General features: G+C 39.9%; 15 protein-coding genes. 7 read left to right on the top strand and 8 right to left on the bottom strand.

The genetic code is table 11. The features are described 5' to 3' along the window. Positions 1–47: 47 nt before the first annotated feature. From AAEY68_RS03680 to AAEY68_RS03670, 3 genes are all read left to right on the top strand, one after another. Entirely contained in the window at positions 48–3080 is a 3033-nt protein-coding gene (locus tag AAEY68_RS03680) for a hypothetical protein (RefSeq protein WP_350585487.1), read from the top strand. Between the two features lie 62 nt (positions 3081–3142). After that, positions 3143–4234 carry a hypothetical protein gene (locus AAEY68_RS03675; RefSeq protein WP_350585486.1) on the top strand — a complete coding sequence of 364 codons (1092 nt, stop codon included), beginning with the start codon at positions 3143–3145 and terminating at the stop codon, positions 4232–4234. Positions 4235–4243: 9 nt separating this feature from the next. Continuing rightward, positions 4244–6124 carry a hypothetical protein gene (locus AAEY68_RS03670; RefSeq protein ID WP_350585485.1) on the top strand — a complete coding sequence of 627 codons (1881 nt, stop codon included), beginning with the start codon at positions 4244–4246 and terminating at the stop codon, positions 6122–6124. A gap of 77 nt (positions 6125–6201) precedes the next feature. Here AAEY68_RS03670 and AAEY68_RS03665 read toward each other — a convergent pair whose 3' ends face one another. Next, a complete protein-coding gene (locus AAEY68_RS03665) occupies positions 6202–6843 on the bottom strand; it encodes a CPBP family intramembrane glutamic endopeptidase (RefSeq protein ID WP_350585484.1) in 642 nt (213 codons plus the stop codon). Between the two features lie 89 nt (positions 6844–6932). After that, entirely contained in the window at positions 6933–7508 is a 576-nt protein-coding gene (locus tag AAEY68_RS03660; protein ID WP_007582487.1) for an inner membrane-spanning protein YciB, read from the bottom strand. Between the two features lie 191 nt (positions 7509–7699). Here AAEY68_RS03660 and AAEY68_RS03655 point away from each other — a divergent pair, with 191 nt between their 5' ends. Continuing rightward, positions 7700–7969 carry an HU family DNA-binding protein gene (locus tag AAEY68_RS03655; protein WP_077538106.1) on the top strand — a complete coding sequence of 90 codons (270 nt, stop codon included), beginning with the start codon at positions 7700–7702 and terminating at the stop codon, positions 7967–7969. A 464-nt stretch (positions 7970–8433) separates the two neighbouring features. Next, positions 8434–9012: a type 1 glutamine amidotransferase domain-containing protein gene (locus AAEY68_RS03650; protein WP_007582489.1), complete on the top strand. Its 579-nt coding sequence runs from the start codon at positions 8434–8436 to the stop codon at positions 9010–9012. Between the two features lie 108 nt (positions 9013–9120). Here the strand turns inward: AAEY68_RS03650 and trpA are convergent, their stop codons facing one another. Genes trpA through AAEY68_RS03620 form a run of 6 tightly spaced genes read right to left on the bottom strand, consistent with a single transcriptional unit; the run spans position 9121 to position 15709 of the window. Then, complete coding sequence (trpA, locus tag AAEY68_RS03645) at positions 9121–9942, bottom strand: tryptophan synthase subunit alpha (RefSeq protein WP_024590411.1); 822 nt, start codon at positions 9940–9942, stop codon at positions 9121–9123. Next, entirely contained in the window at positions 9939–11123 is a 1185-nt protein-coding gene (gene trpB, locus AAEY68_RS03640) for a tryptophan synthase subunit beta (RefSeq protein WP_010554212.1), read from the bottom strand. The genes trpA and trpB overlap by 4 nt, the downstream gene beginning before the upstream one ends. 7 nt (positions 11124–11130) lie before the next feature. Next, a complete protein-coding gene (gene trpCF, locus AAEY68_RS03635; protein ID WP_197179555.1) occupies positions 11131–12495 on the bottom strand; it encodes a bifunctional indole-3-glycerol-phosphate synthase TrpC/phosphoribosylanthranilate isomerase TrpF in 1365 nt (454 codons plus the stop codon). Next, positions 12488–13525 (bottom strand): anthranilate phosphoribosyltransferase, encoded by a 1038-nt coding sequence (trpD, locus tag AAEY68_RS03630; protein ID WP_197119743.1) that lies wholly within the window; start codon positions 13523–13525, stop codon positions 12488–12490. The genes trpCF and trpD overlap by 8 nt, the downstream gene beginning before the upstream one ends. Positions 13526–13536: 11 nt before the next feature. Beyond that, complete coding sequence (locus AAEY68_RS03625) at positions 13537–14139, bottom strand: aminodeoxychorismate/anthranilate synthase component II (RefSeq protein WP_350585483.1); 603 nt, start codon at positions 14137–14139, stop codon at positions 13537–13539. A 1-nt stretch (position 14140) separates the two neighbouring features. Then, positions 14141–15709: an anthranilate synthase component 1 gene (locus AAEY68_RS03620; protein ID WP_350585482.1), complete on the bottom strand. Its 1569-nt coding sequence runs from the start codon at positions 15707–15709 to the stop codon at positions 14141–14143. A gap of 464 nt (positions 15710–16173) precedes the next feature. Between AAEY68_RS03620 and rnm the strand changes: the two genes are divergently transcribed. After that, positions 16174–17028: an RNase RNM gene (gene rnm, locus AAEY68_RS03615; RefSeq protein ID WP_024590417.1), complete on the top strand. Its 855-nt coding sequence runs from the start codon at positions 16174–16176 to the stop codon at positions 17026–17028. Then, positions 17025–17645: an L-threonylcarbamoyladenylate synthase gene (locus tag AAEY68_RS03610; RefSeq protein WP_350585481.1), complete on the top strand. Its 621-nt coding sequence runs from the start codon at positions 17025–17027 to the stop codon at positions 17643–17645. Before rnm ends, AAEY68_RS03610 begins: the two co-directional genes overlap by 4 nt. Positions 17646–17651 lie beyond the last annotated feature (6 nt).

Genomic DNA, 17651 nt, shown 5'->3' with positions numbered 1-17651 from the left:
ACTAAACTAATTTCTGATACTCATTCCAGGCTATCAAGGAGAAATAAATGGTAAAGCGTACGATCAAATTTACACCTATTGCAGCTTCAGTTGCACTTACATTAGGCTTAACAGCATGTGGTTCGGACAATGACAGAAACATTCCTGTTACACCTGTAGAATCTTTTACTGCAACAGGTGATGCACAGTTCAACATTGAAGTAACTGGTAAAGCAGTTAAAGGTTCAATGAAAAGTGCAGTAGTAACTGTAATGACTTTAGATGCATCTGGTCAAAGCGTTCCTGTTGCGTTTCGCTCAGCTGCTTCAGCAGAAGCAGAGTCTTTTTCTGAAGAAGCACTATCACAAAGTGCTGCTGATGCTGCAGTAGAAGCAAGTAAAATTGCTGCTAACCCTGAAGTATTAACTGATGAAAGCGGCCGTTACAGCATCTACTTAGATGATGACTTTACTGGACCAGTTTACATTACTGTTAAAACGTCTGCAGAAGGCGATGATAGCTTTTTACGTTGTGATGCTTACGTAGGTTGTGGCGATTACGATGTAGCGCCAGAAGAAGATGACGTAAATGATGGCGATACTGCGATTGAGTTTGGCGAATGGTACAAAACTGACCTAGAGCTTTCAGTTGTTAAATTTGTTCCAGCTGTTGAAGCAGATACATCTGGAGTAAGTGGTTCTGCAGGCGATGCTAATGTAGAAGCTTCTTATAAAGCTAATGTTACTTTCTTAACATCGTTAGTGGCGGCTCTTCTTCTTGACTCAGGTTCAAGTGTAGATGAAGACGCAATTGCTAAAGCAAGCTTAGATACTGTTGTACAAGTAATGGGTCAAGACGCTGCACTTTTACTTTCAGCTATTATTGGTGATTTATCTAACGGCGGCGCTGTAGATTTAAGTGATGTTGATGGCGAAGAAGAACTTACTGACGGTATTTTAGCAATTGCACAGCTTTCATCTTCAATTCAAGGTTTACCTTCAATTGGTGATGTAATGAGCAGCATTAAAGCTGGTATTAAATCAGGCCAGTTTAAAGGTAATGCTGATGCTAGCATTGCAGCAATAGCGACAATGTTACAAACAGCTATTACAAATACTGCAAATGTTTTTGTTGCCATTGCTACTGGTACTGAAGATGACATTAAAACTGCATTAGAAGCCGCTTTCGCAGCAAAAATTCCAGCTCCTACTGCTGGTGAGATAGTTGCATTTGCTGCTAACTCAGCTGATGTTGCTAAAAAAGCAAAAGCTGCTAAAGATAAAGCTGTTAAAAATGGTGCTGCAACTGATGCGAGCCTTGCAGCCGCTGCAGTAAAAGTTAAAAAAGCACTAGAAGTAATTGGTTGTACTGGTGCAGAATGTACAGTTGGAGATGATTTTTATACAGCTCTAGCAGCTGCTTTAACAGTAGAAGTTACAGCTTCTCAAACTGCACTTACTGCATTAGAAATGAGCATTGAAACAGCTCAAAGCTCACTTGCAGATGTTCAAGCAATGGGTGGCGATGCTCTTACAGCTGATAACGCAGCTGCATTTGTAAGCGCTGTTACATTACTGAAAAATGAAGCTACTACGGCTGATTTAACAGCTAAAGCAGACTCTATTTTTGTTAAATCACAAGGCTATGTAACTGCTGCAAAAGCGTTAGTTACTCAAAGCTCTGATTACCAACAAGTTCTTGATTCTGCAACGTCGTTGCAAACAGATGCATCTGTTGCTGTAACTGACACCGCTGCATACGACGCGGCACTAGCTGCACTAGTAGCTGAAGCTGAAGCAGCGATTACAGAGTTTGATGTGGCTCTTGCTGCTGCAAAACTAGTTGCTGAAGACACTGCAGACGTTGCTGATGAGAAAAAATCAGTAGCAGACACAGCTGAAGCGGCTTCTACTAGCGCACTTGCTAACGCAGAAAATGCAATGGTAGATACTGCTGCAAACGCTGCTGAAGCAAAAGAGCTTGCAATGACTGCCGTTACTGCTGCGTCTGATTTTGCTGCTGCTGTTGATGCACTTAAAATTGCTATTGAGCAAGCACTTGTTGCTGCTAATGCCTACCTAGAACTTGAAGGCGAAGGCGCACAAGCAATGATTGATGCGCTTACAGCTATGCAAACAGCTGCTGTAGCTCAAGGTGAACTAGCTAGCGAGCAATTTGTAACAGCTTATAATCTACAGCTTGCTGCTGAAACTGCAGTTGCAAAACTTGAAGTACTAACTTTTGTTAAAGCTACATCAGAGTCATTATCGACTATGACTGTGCTTACAGGCACTGGTGCTGATGCAGTTGCTGATGCAGCAGATATTCTTGCAGACGTAATTGATGAATTAGCTGAAATGGGTAATAACTCAGGTACAGGCACATCAACTCGCAATGCTGATTGGGACTATGCTTACAGCTTAGATGATCTTACGCTAATGCTTAGCAATGCGACTACAGGTGAGATGATTAATGCAGCGGCTTCTTATGAAGGCGACAAGCTTGTTGTTGCTTGGGGCGCTACATTAAAAGGTGAGAATGACGTATCTGTTGAGCTTGTTACTGCTGCTACACAAACACAAGCACTTACAGATTGTGTTGATTTTGCAGCCGGTACAATTGATGCTACTCAAATCGATTCATGTTTAGTATTTACTTTTGATGGCGCAGTAACTGCTGACAATGTAGATGATGCAGAAATCATAATGACTGAAACGGCTAACCATGTTGAAATCATGGATGGTGATTCTGGCTTCACTGGTATGTTAAGTATTACAGCTGATGATGCAACAGATTCAGGCTCTATTACATTAGAGGGTGTTTCTGGTGATGTAGACTTTAAAGTAATGACTACATACCTTGACAGCGACATGGAAGAAGCAAGTGCTTTAGATATTACAGTAAATAATGCAATGGGTTACACGTTGTCTATTACTGGTAATGAAAGTGCAGGTTACACTGGTGACGTTATGGCTATGTACAATGAGATGATGATGTCTTTTGGTACTGCAGCTAAAACAACAAACGGTCTTTCAATTACTTACATTGATGGTGACGTAGTTGATTACACTGATGTTGATTTAATTGATTCATCTAAGTAATATTTAAACTATAAAAGGGGAAAGCAGCGCTTTTCCCTTTTTTTATAGAAAGCGATTAAATTATGAAAAAAAAAATTCTCTTGTTAGGATTTTCAACAGCTTTTATTTCTCCTCTTGCTTCCGCAGATAACCAATTTCAAATTTTTACCCACTTTGACGCAGAAATTTATACAGAAGCACAACCAGTACAAGCCTTTGTAGATGATTTTGATGCTCCATTAAAATCGGGTGACAGTGCATTCACCTATAATATATTTGAAGTAGGTGTTGGCTACGGTAATTTTAAGGTAGGTTTACAAAGTCGTTACGACTATGTTCTTAACTTTGATCCTGATACAGCCAAATATACTCATACCGAAAAAAATGATCTAGAGTTTGAAGATAGATTTTATACATATTACCTTGATGCTAAACAAGCAACGTCTAATGGTGTATTTGTATCTTATGATTTTAAATTTTTAGATAAAAATGCATTAACAATAACACCTAAACTTTCTGCTTTTGCCAGCTCGCACTATCAAGATGCCACTGTAAATGGTGAAATTTATAGTGATGAAGTTGAAGGCGCTGTAACTGTTGATTACAACTTTTCAAAAGACATATTATTTAAAAAGTTTTCACCTTCACAAAAACCTGAAGGGCTTGGCTATAGCCTAGATATTTTTGCTGATTGGCAAGTAAATGATGAGCTTCAAGTTGGTTTTAGCGTAAAAGATTTACTCTATAAAACAGAGTACGAAGACAGCGGCTCTGTAAAGGGTCAAACTACTGAAATTCCATTTAGCGAAGATGACAACGGCGATATTATTACTCAGCCAACAGTTTCATTAAAAACATCTGCATTTGGAAATACGGTATCTCATGATTTAGAAATGGAAATGCGACTACAAGCATTTGCCGATTACAGAATAAACGACCGATTTTCGACTCAGTTAACTTTAAAACGTTACGACAAAGACACGTTCAGCCAATTAAAAGGCCGTATACACTTTTGGGATCATTGGAAAGTACAGGCGGGCTACGAAACAAAAAGTGAAGCATTTTTAGTTGGTATAGAAAACGAGTATTTTGGTCTTAATTTACAAACTGATAGCCTAGATTTAGATAAAGCCTATTATGCTAATGTGAATTGGTACGTGAACATTAAGTTTTAAGGAATGAAGATGTTAAAACAAATTATACCCTTAGGGGTAGCTATTGCATTGGTAGGTTGTGGCTCTTCATCAGACAGTGACAGTTCAGAGTCTGTTGCAGTGAGTGAGATTGCTACATCTTCTTCTGTGAGTTTTTATGTATCTAATTGGCAATCACCACAGGGCACGCTTAATGTTTTAGATAGCGACGGGGTGGTGCAAGAATCAATTGAAGTTGAAAACATCAATACTGCGAGTGTAAGTGTAACTCCACTTACTTTTAATAGTTTTGAGTTTATACCGAGTGATACTGCTCTACCTTGTCCTCGCTTTACAGGTTGTGGCAGAACAGTTCGTGGTGATGTAAATGACTTAAACGCAAACCGTTTAATAGATTACCAAGAATTGACAGCCGTTACTCTTAATTACAAAGCAGATGCATTTAGTGCACCGGGTGTAAATACGGTTTATTTATCGCCATTGAGTAAAGCAATTACAGATGAAGGCTTTAGTGCTACGCAAGCTAGTTTATCAGCCACGCCTTTTTATCATTTAACGCACAGCAATTTAAATGCAAGTGTTGAAGCAGAAATGGTTACTAATGCATTTACTTACGCGGCAATTTTAGCTGGTGTTGCTGATAGTTCGTTTAGTGTTGAAAGTGCTTTTAATGCATTTACTAACTTAGAGACTGACCAACAAGCATGGCAAGATTATAGCGATTTAGCAGCGCAGTATGTTACAGATAACTTATTTAGCGACCAAGGTAATGCTTTGCTGCAAAATGTAGCTGGTCAAGTTAAGCAAACGATTGCAAGTGTAACTACATTTACAAATTGGCAGGCTCGCTCAACAGAAGTTCAAAGCTTAGATTCAAGAGAGTTACTTGTTGATACACGAAATATTATAGGTGCAGCAAGACTTCAAGAAAAAAGCTATTCAGATGAATTAGACGTAAAATTTGCTGAGCTTGAAAGTGCGTTTGATGAAGACACACAAAGAACATTTGATGCACTTACTAATGCTTTAAACGAAGTTATTACAAATTATTCACCACTAGCTGATGGCTCTACACCATCAGGACAATATAAACTTCGTGACTTAGATATTGATTACAGCCAATCACCTTATACTTGGGCTATAACTGGCACATATGATGATTTACCTATAACAATTGATTTATCAATTCCAACATTTAGAGTAAGTGGTGTATTAGGTAATAAAATTGAAGGTGTAATGAGCGCAACAGTCACAAATGGTGCTACGGTATTAAGTGTAGATGTAAGTGAGTTGCTAATTCAGTTTGATGGTATAGATGCTCAAAGTGAATTAAATCCAGAAGCCGACACAGGTATTACACAGGTAACTACCAATGTAATTATCAATAAAGCCGCTGGTAAACTTGAAGGTGACTTATCACTAAACTTAAATCGCTTTGTTAATTCATTAGGTGAAGAGTCTACGACGTTATCTACTTTTGATTTTAATGGTGATTACGTAAGTGACATTCAAAACACTGCATTTCATATCACTGCAGTAGAGGCTTCGCCTTTTATTGGTGAAGATAATGACGATTTAGCATTTACTTTTGAATTAGATTTTCCGTTGAGTGGTGCAAGCGATTTTAAGTTTGCTTACGTGGGCGATGTTGAAAACTTATCAGAACTTACCTCTACAGATATATTTGTTAGCATAAAAAACCGTGCGTTAGATTTACGTATTCGTGATGTTAGTGGCAACATTAATCTAATAGCGAAAGGCGAAAATGGACGTTGGTTAGATGTAAAGCAAAAGGGCCGTAATTACAGTGGCGGTTTATATTTTGGTGATACTAAACTAGCTGATGTTACTGCAGTACGTGGTATTCCTGGTGTTTTATTTCCAAATGGTGAGTTTGAATCGTTATTTTAACCATTAGTTAAGTGGTTTTAGAAATATTCAAAATCCGATATTAGTTTTCTAGTATCGGATTTTTAATGCTTGTTATATTAGTTAAATGCGCCTGAATCAAGGTAGCTGCCGATCCCGAGTGTAAACATCCATATCCCCCATAAACTATGCTCAATAACACACACGACGGTTGAGCGGCTTTGTGCGTAGGTATAGGAAAACAGTAAGCCACCTAAAAATGCTAAACCTACTGCAATCCAATTTGCATACACAATATGCGCCAACGCAAATACACTCGCACTAACTACAATACGCACTGCTTTTTTGGGCATGATGCGTTTATAACGATGAAAAAAATACGTTCTGAATATTAATTCTTGAGGAATAACCGACAGTATTGGGTAGAGTAGCAACAGTAAAAGCCAATCATTAAACGAGTTACGGGGAAGGGTAAACCAGTTGCCCTGATGAATAATCCCGTAAAACATACCTGAGAACAGTGCACCTAAAAAAAAGAAGCTAAACACACGTTTTTTAACAGCAGAAAATTGCCCAAGGCTTGTAAGCCTAAAACGTTTAAAATGCGGATCGCCCAGTAGCAACATACAACACACGCTCATTAAAATAATAAGCGCAGGAATAAGCCAGTTAGCTAAATACTCGCGTAATCCAAAACCCAACAAGGGCAGCAATACAAAAATGAGGGTAAATTCAAACCAGCGATATTGATTGGCGTTCAAGGTCGTCTCAACTTGTTTTTTTAATAAGTTATCAAGCTAAGACGACATTTTTATGACGAGATTAGTAATCTACAAAGTGATCTATAAAATTATTTTGCAGGTTCTTCTTCACTAGGGAGGTATTTGTACAAGGCAATAATAGTGGCAAAAATACTCACAAAGGTAATACCCATTAAACCAAACACTTTAAAATTAACCCAAAAGTCGAGCGAGAAATTATATGCAATATAAATGTTTAGTGCTGCGATGCCAGCAGTTATAGCAACCCACATTAGGTTAAGCTTATCCCATAATGGTTCTGGGACTACAATGGCTTGTTTTGTATCATTAGCATTTTCGAGGATTGAGCTAAGCGCTTTTTTAACGAGATTTTTCTTAAGTACATAACGGCTAACAAGTAACGTTAAGCTTAAACCTGCGTATATGAGTGTTGCTTTCCATTTTATGTATTGCTCATCATGAAGTACCAGCGTTAACGTACCAAAGACGGCAGCAATGCCAAAAAATATCCACTGACGAGTAGGCACAGTTCCATGTTTAAAGTAGCTATAAGCAACTTGAATGAGCGTAGTGGCCATTAATAAACCGGTAGCCCAATAAATATCGACGAGTTTAAACACTGCAAAAAACAGTATGAGTGGGATGTATTCAATTAATGCGTGCATAGCTTACCTAAATTATACAAAAAAGAGTCAAAGGCTTTTTACCACATAAAGCTTAGCAACTACAAGGTTGACTTGTTGCCCTGTAACCCTTAGCCTGCGTGGCTTTATTGCCAATTTGGTTTGGTATTTTTTATATCATCATATTCCCACGCTTAACCAACACTGATTTGGCGTGTATTTAGGAGCCTAAAATGAATAAAGCAGAACTCGTTGCTGCCATTGCACACAAAAGTGAATTAACAAAAAAAGATGCTCAAGCGGCACTTTCAAGCTTGCAAAAAGTGATTACTAAATCGCTTTCTGAGGGCGATCAAGTTCAAATTAATGGCTTTGGTACGTTTGCACTAAGTTACTATCCAGCGCGTACTGGGCGTAACCCGCAAACAGGGGCTGCAATTGAAATAGAAGGCGCAAACAAAGCGGTTTTTAAACCGGCTAAAGCGTTAAAAGATCTTCTTTAAATTTATTTAAGGTTTTATACCCCGTATTGATAGATAAGTTACATGAGCGCGAAGTAAATTCGCACCTACAGCTATATGTTGTAGGTGAGGTTTTATTCCTCGCGTTTAGTGGCGTTAAATTACATGAGTTGGAAATAGATTCGCACTTATGTACATTATTCATAATCTCTAAATAATTTACATAGCACCACAAACTCTACTCCAATTTATTCTTTAATTTTCAATAGCTTGATTTCGGCATGCATTATGCTGTTTAACTGTGTGTTTCGAACATATTTTTAAACAATACCAGTCTGCTGATATATGGGGTCTATTGAACGTTAAGAAAATTACGCTAGAACTAGGCAAAAATTTTTCGTATTTAGTTGTTCTAAATGAAAGGTTTTTAACGACGTTATAGTGCGATTTAATTCGTTAAATTGCTCAAAGATTTATGCAGGTTGGTATCAAATAAGGAGATCTCAATGAGTACATTACAAACAAGCACGCGTTTACAAGGCAAAAAAATTGCAATTTTAGCCACTGATGGGTTTGAGCAAAGTGAGCTTTTATCTCCACGCAGCGCATTACTTGATGCCGGTGCAAACATCGAAATAGTATCAATTAAAGAAGGCCAAATTACGGGCTGGGATGAAGATAAGTGGGGCGATAAAGTAACAGTAGATAAACTAGTTACAAACGCAGACCCTGCTGATTACGACGCGCTTATGCTTCCAGGTGGCTTATTTAACCCAGACAGCTTACGCCAAGATAAAGATGCTAAAGCCTTTATTGATGGCTTTTTTGGCGCAGAAAAAAACAAGCCTGTTGCTGCTATTTGCCATGCGCCGTGGTTGTTAGCTGAAATTAATAAATTGCGCGATCGTACTATAACTTCTTTTCCTAGTATTAAAAGCGATTTAATTAATGCAGGTGCTAATTGGGTTGACCAAGAAGTATGTGTAGATAAAGGTTTAGTAACAAGCCGAAGCCCAGCAGATTTAGAAGCATTTAATGCTAAATTTATTGAAGAGATCTTAGAGGGTAAACACCAAGCTCACTAATTTTCTTTTTAAAACGTTTGGATATTGATACAGCGTTTGATTTTAAAAACAAAAAAGGGCATTTAAAATGCCCTTTTTTTAATGCGTATAAAACACGCCCTAGTTAGATTATAGCGATGTAGCTGCTTTCATATCGGCTACAAATGCTTTTAGTTGCGCGGTCATTGTTGGTAAATCATTAAGGTTAGCTTCAATAATTTTAACCACTGCAGAGCCTGAAATAGCACCTGCTGCGCCTGCGTTAAGTGCGGCTTTTACATCATCTGGTGTTGAAATACCAAACCCTAAAAGAGCAGGGGCTGCATGGTATTCTTTTAATTTAGTGACAATATTACCCGCTGGCATTTGTGCTTTAGTATCTGTACCGGTAACACCTGCGCGCGATAGTAAATACGTATAACCACGACCGTAAGAGGCACACTGGCGAAGTGTGTCGTCATCGGCATTTGGTGTTGCAATAAAAATTGGGTCTACACCGTTATCCATTGCTGACTTTCTAAACATTTTAGATTCATGTAAAGGCACATCAGCCACTAAAATTGAGTCTACGCCTACTGCTTTTGCATCTTTATAAAATGCTTCAATACCACGTTTAAACACAAGGTTTGAATACAATAATAAGCCAATTGGAATATCGGCGTTATACTCACGTATTTCTTTAATAATATCAAAGCAATCTTGTGTGTTAATGTGCACATCGAGGGCGCGAATATTAGCTTTTTGAATTACTGGACCATCTGCAATTGGGTCAGAAAACGGAATACCAAGCTCAAGCGCATCTGCTCCGCCGTCAATTAGACTTTTAATAATCGCAATACTTTGCTCTTTACCTGGGTCGCCAATCGTTACAAATGGTACAAACGCACCTTGTTTTTGCTCGTTAAGCGCTGCAAACATTTTGCCGTAACGATCCGTTTTTACTTGGCTCATAGCTGACCTCTTTCAGTTAGTACATTGTGAACGTGTGCTAAATCTTTATCGCCACGACCACTTAAATTAATCACTATAACACTTTCCTCGGTTAGCTCCTCTGCGTACTTAAGCGCATAAGCTAGCGCATGGCTTGATTCAAGTGCCGGAATAATCCCTTCGTTTTTAGCAAGCGACTGAAACGCATCAAGCGCTTCTGTATCGGTAATACCCACGTATTGAGCGCGACCAGTTTCGTGTAAAAATGCATGCTGAGGACCAACTGCTGGGTAATCAAGACCCGCTGATACAGAGTAAGACTCTTCAATTTGGCCATCATCATTTTGCATAATGTACGTATAAGTACCGTGCAATATGCCTTTTGTGCCTTTACAAATTGTTGCACCGTGCTCATTTGTATCAAGACCTTTACCAGCAGGCTCAACACCAATTAATTTAACGCCTGGCTCGTCAATAAAGTCGGTAAACATACCAATTGCGTTTGAACCACCACCAACACAGGCAATAACAGCGTCAGGTAAACGACCTTCTGCTTTAAGTACTTGTTGTTTAGCTTCTTCACCAATAATTTTTTGATACTCGCGTACAATTGTTGGGAATGGGTGAGGACCCGCAGCTGTACCTAGTAGGTAGTGCGCGTCTTGGTAATTTGCTGACCAGTCACGCAGCGCTTCGTTTACGGCATCTTTTAATGTGCCAGAACCCGCTGTTACCGGAATAACCTCTGCACCCATTAACTTCATTCTAAATACGTTAGGTTGCTGACGTTCAACGTCTTTTGCGCCCATATAAATACGACATTTTAAACCCAGTAGTGCACATGCAAGCGCTGTTGCAACACCGTGTTGACCGGCACCTGTTTCAGCAATAACTTGTTTTTTACCCATACGCTTAGTAAGTAACGCCTGACCAAGTACTTGGTTGGTTTTATGTGCGCCACCATGTAGTAAATCTTCACGCTTTAGGTACAGTTTTACTTTTGGGTTTTTAACTAAATTACGCGTTAAAGTAAGTGGGGTAGGGCGACCCGCATACTCGTTTAATAATTTACTTAGCTCTGCCTGAAACTCAGGGTCTTTTTGTGCTTTGTTAAATTCGTTTTCTAACTGCTTAAGCGCAGGGACAAGTAACTCGGGTACAAACATACCGCCAAACTCGCCAAAATAAGCTGGATTTTGCATTTTAACCTCAATAATTTCTGATGCTTGTAAAAGCATTATGTAATTTGTTAGGGCACTTTTTACCCGCAGATTCTTCAACGCCTGAGTTTAAGTCAAGGCCTAAGGCACCTTGAAAAAGCGCATCTTTAATATTGTCTGGATTTAAGCCTCCAGCGAGCATAAACGGTGTAGTTGCGCCGCTAAGCACCGACCAATCAAATGCTTTACCTGTACCGCCAGCTTGCGTGTCGCTGTGTGTATCGTAAAGGTGTCGGTCAACGCCTTTTACAGGTGTTGGTAATGCATCTTTAATTGCTTGGGCTTTCCAAATTTCACAATTAGTTGGAAGTTGTGTACGCAGCGCAGCAATGTAATCGTCACTTTCTTGTCCATGTAATTGAACTGCCGCTAATTTTAACACACTTGCGTATTGAGCAACTTGCTCAATTGGGGCATCGACAAATACACCCACAAAATTAAGCGGAGCACTTTGGCTTAGCTCTCTTGCGCAATCTAAATCAACATAACGCGGCGATTTAGGGTGAAAAATTAAACCACCGTAAACAGCACCATTTTTATAAGCGGCTTGTGCATCTTGGCTACGTGTTAAACCACATACTTTATTGTCGCCTAAAATAACACGGCGACATGCTTGCTCTAAATCGCGCTCGCTCATAAGCGAGCTGCCAATTAGAAAGCCATCACATAATGGAGCTAAACGTTTTACGTCTTGATGGGTGTAAATACCCGATTCCGAAATAACCACTTTATCTGCTGGGATAAGTTTGCGTAGCTTTTCGGTAGTGGCTAAATCGGTGCTTAAATCGCGTAAATCGCGGTTATTAATACCAATAATTTGTGCATCAAGCGCAAGTGCGCGGTGTACTTCTTCTTCGTTGCTTACTTCGGTTAATACCGACATATTCAGAGAATCGGCAACCGCATGTAGAGCTTTGTAGCTTTCGTCATCAAGTACCGAAAGCATCAGTAATATAGCATCACCGCCATAAATACGCGCCATATACACTTGGTACTCATCTATAAAAAAATCTTTACAGATAAGCGGTTGCTCTACTTGGCTGCGCACAAATTCGAGGTAATCAAAACTGCCTTGAAAATATTTAGCATCAGTTAACACGCTCATGCAGGTGGCGTATTTTTTATAAACCGAGGTGATTTCGGTTAAATCAAATGGCTCACGAATAAGCCCTTTTGATGGAGATGCTTTTTTACACTCTAAAATAAACTGTGTGCCAGGCGCTGCAAGCGCTTTATAAAAGCTACGGCTGGTAGGCACTGCAAGGTGCTTAAAGCTTTCAAGCGGGCGCGCGGCTTTACGCTCAATCAGTTCTAATTCTTTATCAGCAACAATTTTGTCTAATACGTTAGCCATGACTTACCTCAATAATTGCATTTAATGTGTTCATGGCCTTGCCTGAACTTAATAATGTGTTTACTTGCTGCGCACCTTCTTTTAAAGATTGTGCTTTACCTGTTAGGTATAACAATGCAGCTACGTTAACCACAATGGCGGCATTGTGTGCACCTGTGCCTTTGCCTTGCAAGATGGCGAGGCTAGCATTTGCGTTGTATTGTGGGCCTTCACCAGCGAGTTGTTCAAGTGAATAGTTTGCAAGGTCAAAGTCGCTTGGGTTTAGTGTGTACTGCGTAATCTCGCCATTATTTAGCTCAACTACCGTTGTTGGGCCGTGTAGGGCTATTTCGTCAGTGCCCGAGCCGTGAACAATCATAGCGCGCTTTGTGCCAAGGGTTTTAAGTGTTTGTGCCATTGGCATACACAACGCTTCGTTATAGACGCCGAGTAATTGCACTTCAGGTGCAGCAGGGTTAGCAAGCGGACCTAAAATATTGAAAATAGTGCGTGTTTTAAGCGATGTTCGTACGCCCATCGCATGGCGTACGCCACTGTGATAGTGCGGTGCAAACAAAAAGGTAAAATTGGTTTGCTCAAGACATTTTGCTGCTTGCTCTGGGCTCATATCTATATTAATGCCCAGGGCTTTGAGTAAATCGGCTGAGCCTGAATTACTCGATACACTGCGATTACCATGTTTTACCATGTTAATACCGGCAGCAGCGGCAACAATTGCAGCCGTTGTACTTATATTAATTGTGTTTGAGCCATCGCCACCAGTGCCACAGCTATCGGCAAGTTGCGTACTGCTGGTAGTAAAAGCAACGGCGTTTTCGCGCATAGAGGCTGCAGCGCCTGCAATTTCGTCGCTTACTTCGCCTTTAATTTTAAGGCTTATAAGTAGGGCGGTTAGCTCAATTTCACTCATATTACCTTGCATTATTTCATCAAAAAGTGCTTTGGCGTCTGCGTAGCTTAATGATTGCCCAGTAATTAGTTGCTCAATCGCGTGTTGAACATTTATGGGTTGTTCTGGTTGTGTACTCATAATGTCCTCTTTTATTTAGCGCGTGTTAAGTAAGCGACACTTTGCTGGAGTAGCATTGCGCCGTTTGGCGTTAGTATTGATTCTGGATGAAACTGGTAACCCAATGCGTTGTCACTATGATGATAAATAGCCATAGGGATATCTTCGTACTGGGCAATAACCTCAATATTATCAGGCACTTTTGTTGCCATTAATGAATGGTAACGTGCCACAGGCATTGTATTGCCCATACCATCAAATACAGTGTGCTCACCTAAATTAATAATTGAAGACTTGCCATGTACGGTTTCACCCGCGTGACCGATTACTCCACCGTAACTTTGTGTTAATGCTTGTTGGCCTAAACAAATGCCTAGCATTGGGAAGTGGCCTTTAGACAGCTCAATAAGCTCCATTAAACAGCCCGCATCGCTTGGTGTGCCAGGACCAGGCGAGAGTACTAATAGCACTTGGCCTTGCTCTTGGCGCATTTTGTTAAAAATAACCTCAGCGCTAATGTTGTTTCTGTAAACAACCAGTTCGCAGCCAAGCATCGTTAGCTCATCAACAAGGTTATATGTAAATGAGTCAAAGTTATCTAAAAAATAGATTTTAATAGGATTCGCTTTACTCATTTTATACCGCCTTATATGTAGATTTTATGGCGGTGATAACCGCTTGTGCTTTAGCGCGAGTTTCGTTTGCTTCTGAAATAGGATCTGAGTCAAACACTACACCGGCACCAGCTTGCACGTAGGCTATGTTGTTTTTAACAAAAGCTGAGCGAATAACTATACAGCTATCCATTGTGCCATCGCCCGTTAAGTAACCTACAGCGCCGCCATAGCTGCCACGGCGTTTCCCTTCAGTTTGACGAACAAGCTCAGCAGCACGAACCTTTGGTGCACCAACAAGCGTGCCCATGTTCATACAAGCTTGGTAAGCATGCAGTGCATCAAGCTCGGGTTTTAGTGTGCCAACAACGCGTGACACTAAATGCATTACCTGTGAATAACGGTCTACTTTTAATAGCTCTTTGGCAAAACGAGTACCTGCAACACTAATACGTGCTACGTCGTTACGGGCTAAATCGACAAGCATTAAATGCTCGGCGCGCTCTTTTTGATCGTTTCTAAGTTCAAGTTCAATGCGGCTGTCTAGGTCTGGGTTTATTTGCCCATTAGCAAATTTGCCACGTGGGCGAGTGCCAGCAATTGGGTATACTTCAACTTGCTGAGATTGCACTGTGTATTTAAGTGCTGATTCAGGCGATGCGCCAAATAAAGCAAAGTCTTCATCGCGCATATAAAACATATACGGACTTGGGTTTTGCTTTTTAAGTTGGCTGTAAGCATGTAAAGCGTCAGGACAAGGTAGTGAAAATGTACGCGACGGCACTACCTGAAAAATATCACCATCTACAATATTCTTTTTAAGCTTAACCACTTGCTCACAATAAGTGTCATCGTCTATATCAACGCTTACCTCACATTCGCCACTTTGCATTGGTGCGCTAAATTCTGAAGCGTTATCACACAGTGTATTTAAGCGTTCTAACTCTTTACCTACTTCAAAGCAGTTAGCGTGTACGTCTGGTCCATTAAATACATTACCAATAAGCTCAGTTGTTTGTTTTTGATGGTCAATAACAACTAAGGTTTCGGCTAAATAAAATACGTAATCTGGGCACGTATTTTCGCCATCAGGTACATCACTTAACTGCTCAAAGTTTGCTACCATATCGTAGGAAAATACACCGCCTAAAAATAACGAAAATGGATTATTAGTTGTGCTTTTTATACTATTAATACAAGTACGAAGGGCGCTAAATGCATTATCTGCAATTAGTTTACTTGCTTCGTCAGTATCGCCGCTAGTGTCTAAATAACACAGGGTAAGTGTTGCGCCGTCTAAAGTGGCATCACAGCTTTTAACATTTGCCTGCAAGTAGCTTAGAAGCTGTTGCCCATTATTAGATTGAGCAGTAATAGTAACTGTTTTACCTTGGCATACGATGCGTAGGGCACAGTCGACTAAAATTAAACTTTTTACACTGTCTTTAGAATCAATCTCAGCCGATTCAAGCAGTAGTGAGTTAGGCTTATCAAGTGCCGCGTATAATGCAAGAGGACTACTAATATAGTCGCGTACTTGCGTAATGCTTGTTACTTCGCCTGGTGTGGTAGTTATATGACTAAAAATCAAACCTCATTCCCTCAAAAAATTAAACCCCGCAATGCTTTAGCAATGCGGGGTTTGAATAACGATATCTAAATTACAAACAGATCATTACCGTCCCGCTATATCAGGCGCCACCACCAACGATGTGTAAGAGTAAGACCGTTATTCATGTTTTTCTGCCTCAAAATTTATTAAATATTTTTAACGTATACGTTTCGTAAAATTTAGTTATAAAAAAACCCGCATAGTTGCGGGTTTTGAATTTTTGTTAGACACGACAATTCATCACCCGATAATTACGAGTGCCACCACCAAATAGTGTTTAAGTTTGAATTGATCATTATTGTTAATTCTTAATGTGTCTGAAAGTGGCTACAGTAAAACGTATCTTATGCTTTTGTGTCAAGTGTTTATTTAAAACAATTTAGTCAAAAAAGTTGTTATACTTACATAAACACCAGTAACCCTTAATTTTAAGCAGTTTTCTTTTGATAAAATATGATTTACATAGCCATACCACTCATTCAGACGGGCGTTTAACGGTTGAAGAATTATTGCATCGCGCTGTTGATAAAAATATTGATGTGTTTGCTATTACCGATCATGACACTGTGGCGGCTATTAAGCCTGCGCAGCAATTTATTAAAACCGAAAACTTACCGCTTTCATTAATAACGGGTACCGAAGTGTCTACTAAATGGGAAAGCTTCGAAATTCATATTGTAGGTTTAAATATTGATATTAATAATATTGACCTTACTTCTTTATTATCAGCTCAGCAGCAAAAGCGAGAAGAGCGTGCACTAGAGATTGGTGTTCGCCTTGCAAAAAATGGCTTTGATGGCATTTACGAGCAAGCTAAAGAGCTGGCAAAAGACGCGCAAATAACGCGTGCACATTTTGCACGCGCCCTTATTGAGCGCGGTGTTGCTAAAAATTTCCCGGGTGTTTTTAAAAAGTACTTAGGGCGTGGCAAAACAGGCTACGTACCAAGTTGCTGGTGCACCATGCAAACCGCTATTGAGGCCATACATGCCGCTGGTGGTGTTGCTGTACTAGCGCATCCAAGTAGCTATCAAATGTCAAACAAGTGGCTACGCAAATTATTAGTAGAATTTAAAAGTGTAGGAGGGGACGCAATGGAAGTTGCACAACCTCAACAGGCGCCAAGCGAACGTCAATTTTTAGGTGAACTCAGCCGTGAGTACGAACTACTTTGCTCACAAGGGTCTGATTTTCATTTTCCGACAAGCTATTTAGAGCTTGGCAAAAATTTATACCTACCAAAAGACTGCCAAGGTGTTTGGCAAGCTTGGGAAGGAGAAGAAGGGGCATTAACATGAGTCAATTATTTCATATTCATCCTGATAACCCGCAACCGAGACTAATTAGTCAAGCCGTTGATATTATTAAACAAGGCGGCGTTGTTGTTTACCCAACAGATTCGGGCTACGCCATCGGTTGTAACATTGGTAATAAGCAAGCCAAAGAGCGCATAGAGCGTATTCGTGGTATTGAAAAAAACGATAATTTTACGCTAGTTTGCCGTGATTTATCGGAGTTATCTACTTATGCACGCGTAGATAACCAGCTATTTAGACTCATTAAAAATAATACGCCAGGGCCATATACCTTTATTTTTAAAGGCACAAAAGAAGTCCCTAAACGTTTATTAAACGACAAGAAAAAAACCATTGGCATGCGTGTAATTGAGCACCCAATAGCCTGTGCGTTACTTGCCGAACTTGGTGAGCCGTTAATGTCGTGTTCTTTAATTTTACCAGGTGAGCAGTTTACAGAATCAGATCCTGATGAAATATTAGAGCGATTAGATAAACACGTTGATTTAATTATTCACGGTGGCCACTTAGCCGAGCAAGCAACCACGGTAATCGATTTGTCGGAAGATGAAGTCAAGATTTTGCGTATTGGCTGTGGTGATACAAGCCCGTTTGAGTAATAGCGA

The organism is Pseudoalteromonas sp. RB2-MNA-CIBAN-0110, from assembly GCF_040309305.1.
Taxonomy (GTDB): domain Bacteria; phylum Pseudomonadota; class Gammaproteobacteria; order Enterobacterales; family Alteromonadaceae; genus Pseudoalteromonas; species Pseudoalteromonas arctica.
This window is presented reverse-complemented; position numbering and strand designations above follow the sequence as displayed.

Bases quoted from the DNA above. Each gene is read 5' to 3' on its own strand.
- AAEY68_RS03680 (WP_350585487.1), top strand. From the start codon at position 48: ATGGTAAAGCGTACGATCAAATTTACACCTATTGCAGCTTCAGTTGCA.
- AAEY68_RS03675 (WP_350585486.1), top strand. From the start codon at position 3,143: ATGAAAAAAAAAATTCTCTTGTTAGGATTTTCAACAGCTTTTATTTCT.
- AAEY68_RS03670 (WP_350585485.1), top strand. From the start codon at position 4,244: ATGTTAAAACAAATTATACCCTTAGGGGTAGCTATTGCATTGGTAGGT.
- AAEY68_RS03660 (WP_007582487.1), bottom strand. From the start codon at position 7,508: ATGCACGCATTAATTGAATACATCCCACTCATACTGTTTTTTGCAGTG.
- AAEY68_RS03655 (WP_077538106.1), top strand. From the start codon at position 7,700: ATGAATAAAGCAGAACTCGTTGCTGCCATTGCACACAAAAGTGAATTA.
- AAEY68_RS03650 (WP_007582489.1), top strand. From the start codon at position 8,434: ATGAGTACATTACAAACAAGCACGCGTTTACAAGGCAAAAAAATTGCA.
- trpA (WP_024590411.1), bottom strand. From the start codon at position 9,942: ATGAGCCAAGTAAAAACGGATCGTTACGGCAAAATGTTTGCAGCGCTT.
- trpB (WP_010554212.1), bottom strand. From the start codon at position 11,123: ATGCAAAATCCAGCTTATTTTGGCGAGTTTGGCGGTATGTTTGTACCC.
- trpCF (WP_197179555.1), bottom strand. From the start codon at position 12,495: ATGGCTAACGTATTAGACAAAATTGTTGCTGATAAAGAATTAGAACTG.
- trpD (WP_197119743.1), bottom strand. From the start codon at position 13,525: ATGAGTACACAACCAGAACAACCCATAAATGTTCAACACGCGATTGAG.
- AAEY68_RS03625 (WP_350585483.1), bottom strand. From the start codon at position 14,139: ATGAGTAAAGCGAATCCTATTAAAATCTATTTTTTAGATAACTTTGAC.
- AAEY68_RS03610 (WP_350585481.1), top strand. From the start codon at position 17,025: ATGAGTCAATTATTTCATATTCATCCTGATAACCCGCAACCGAGACTA.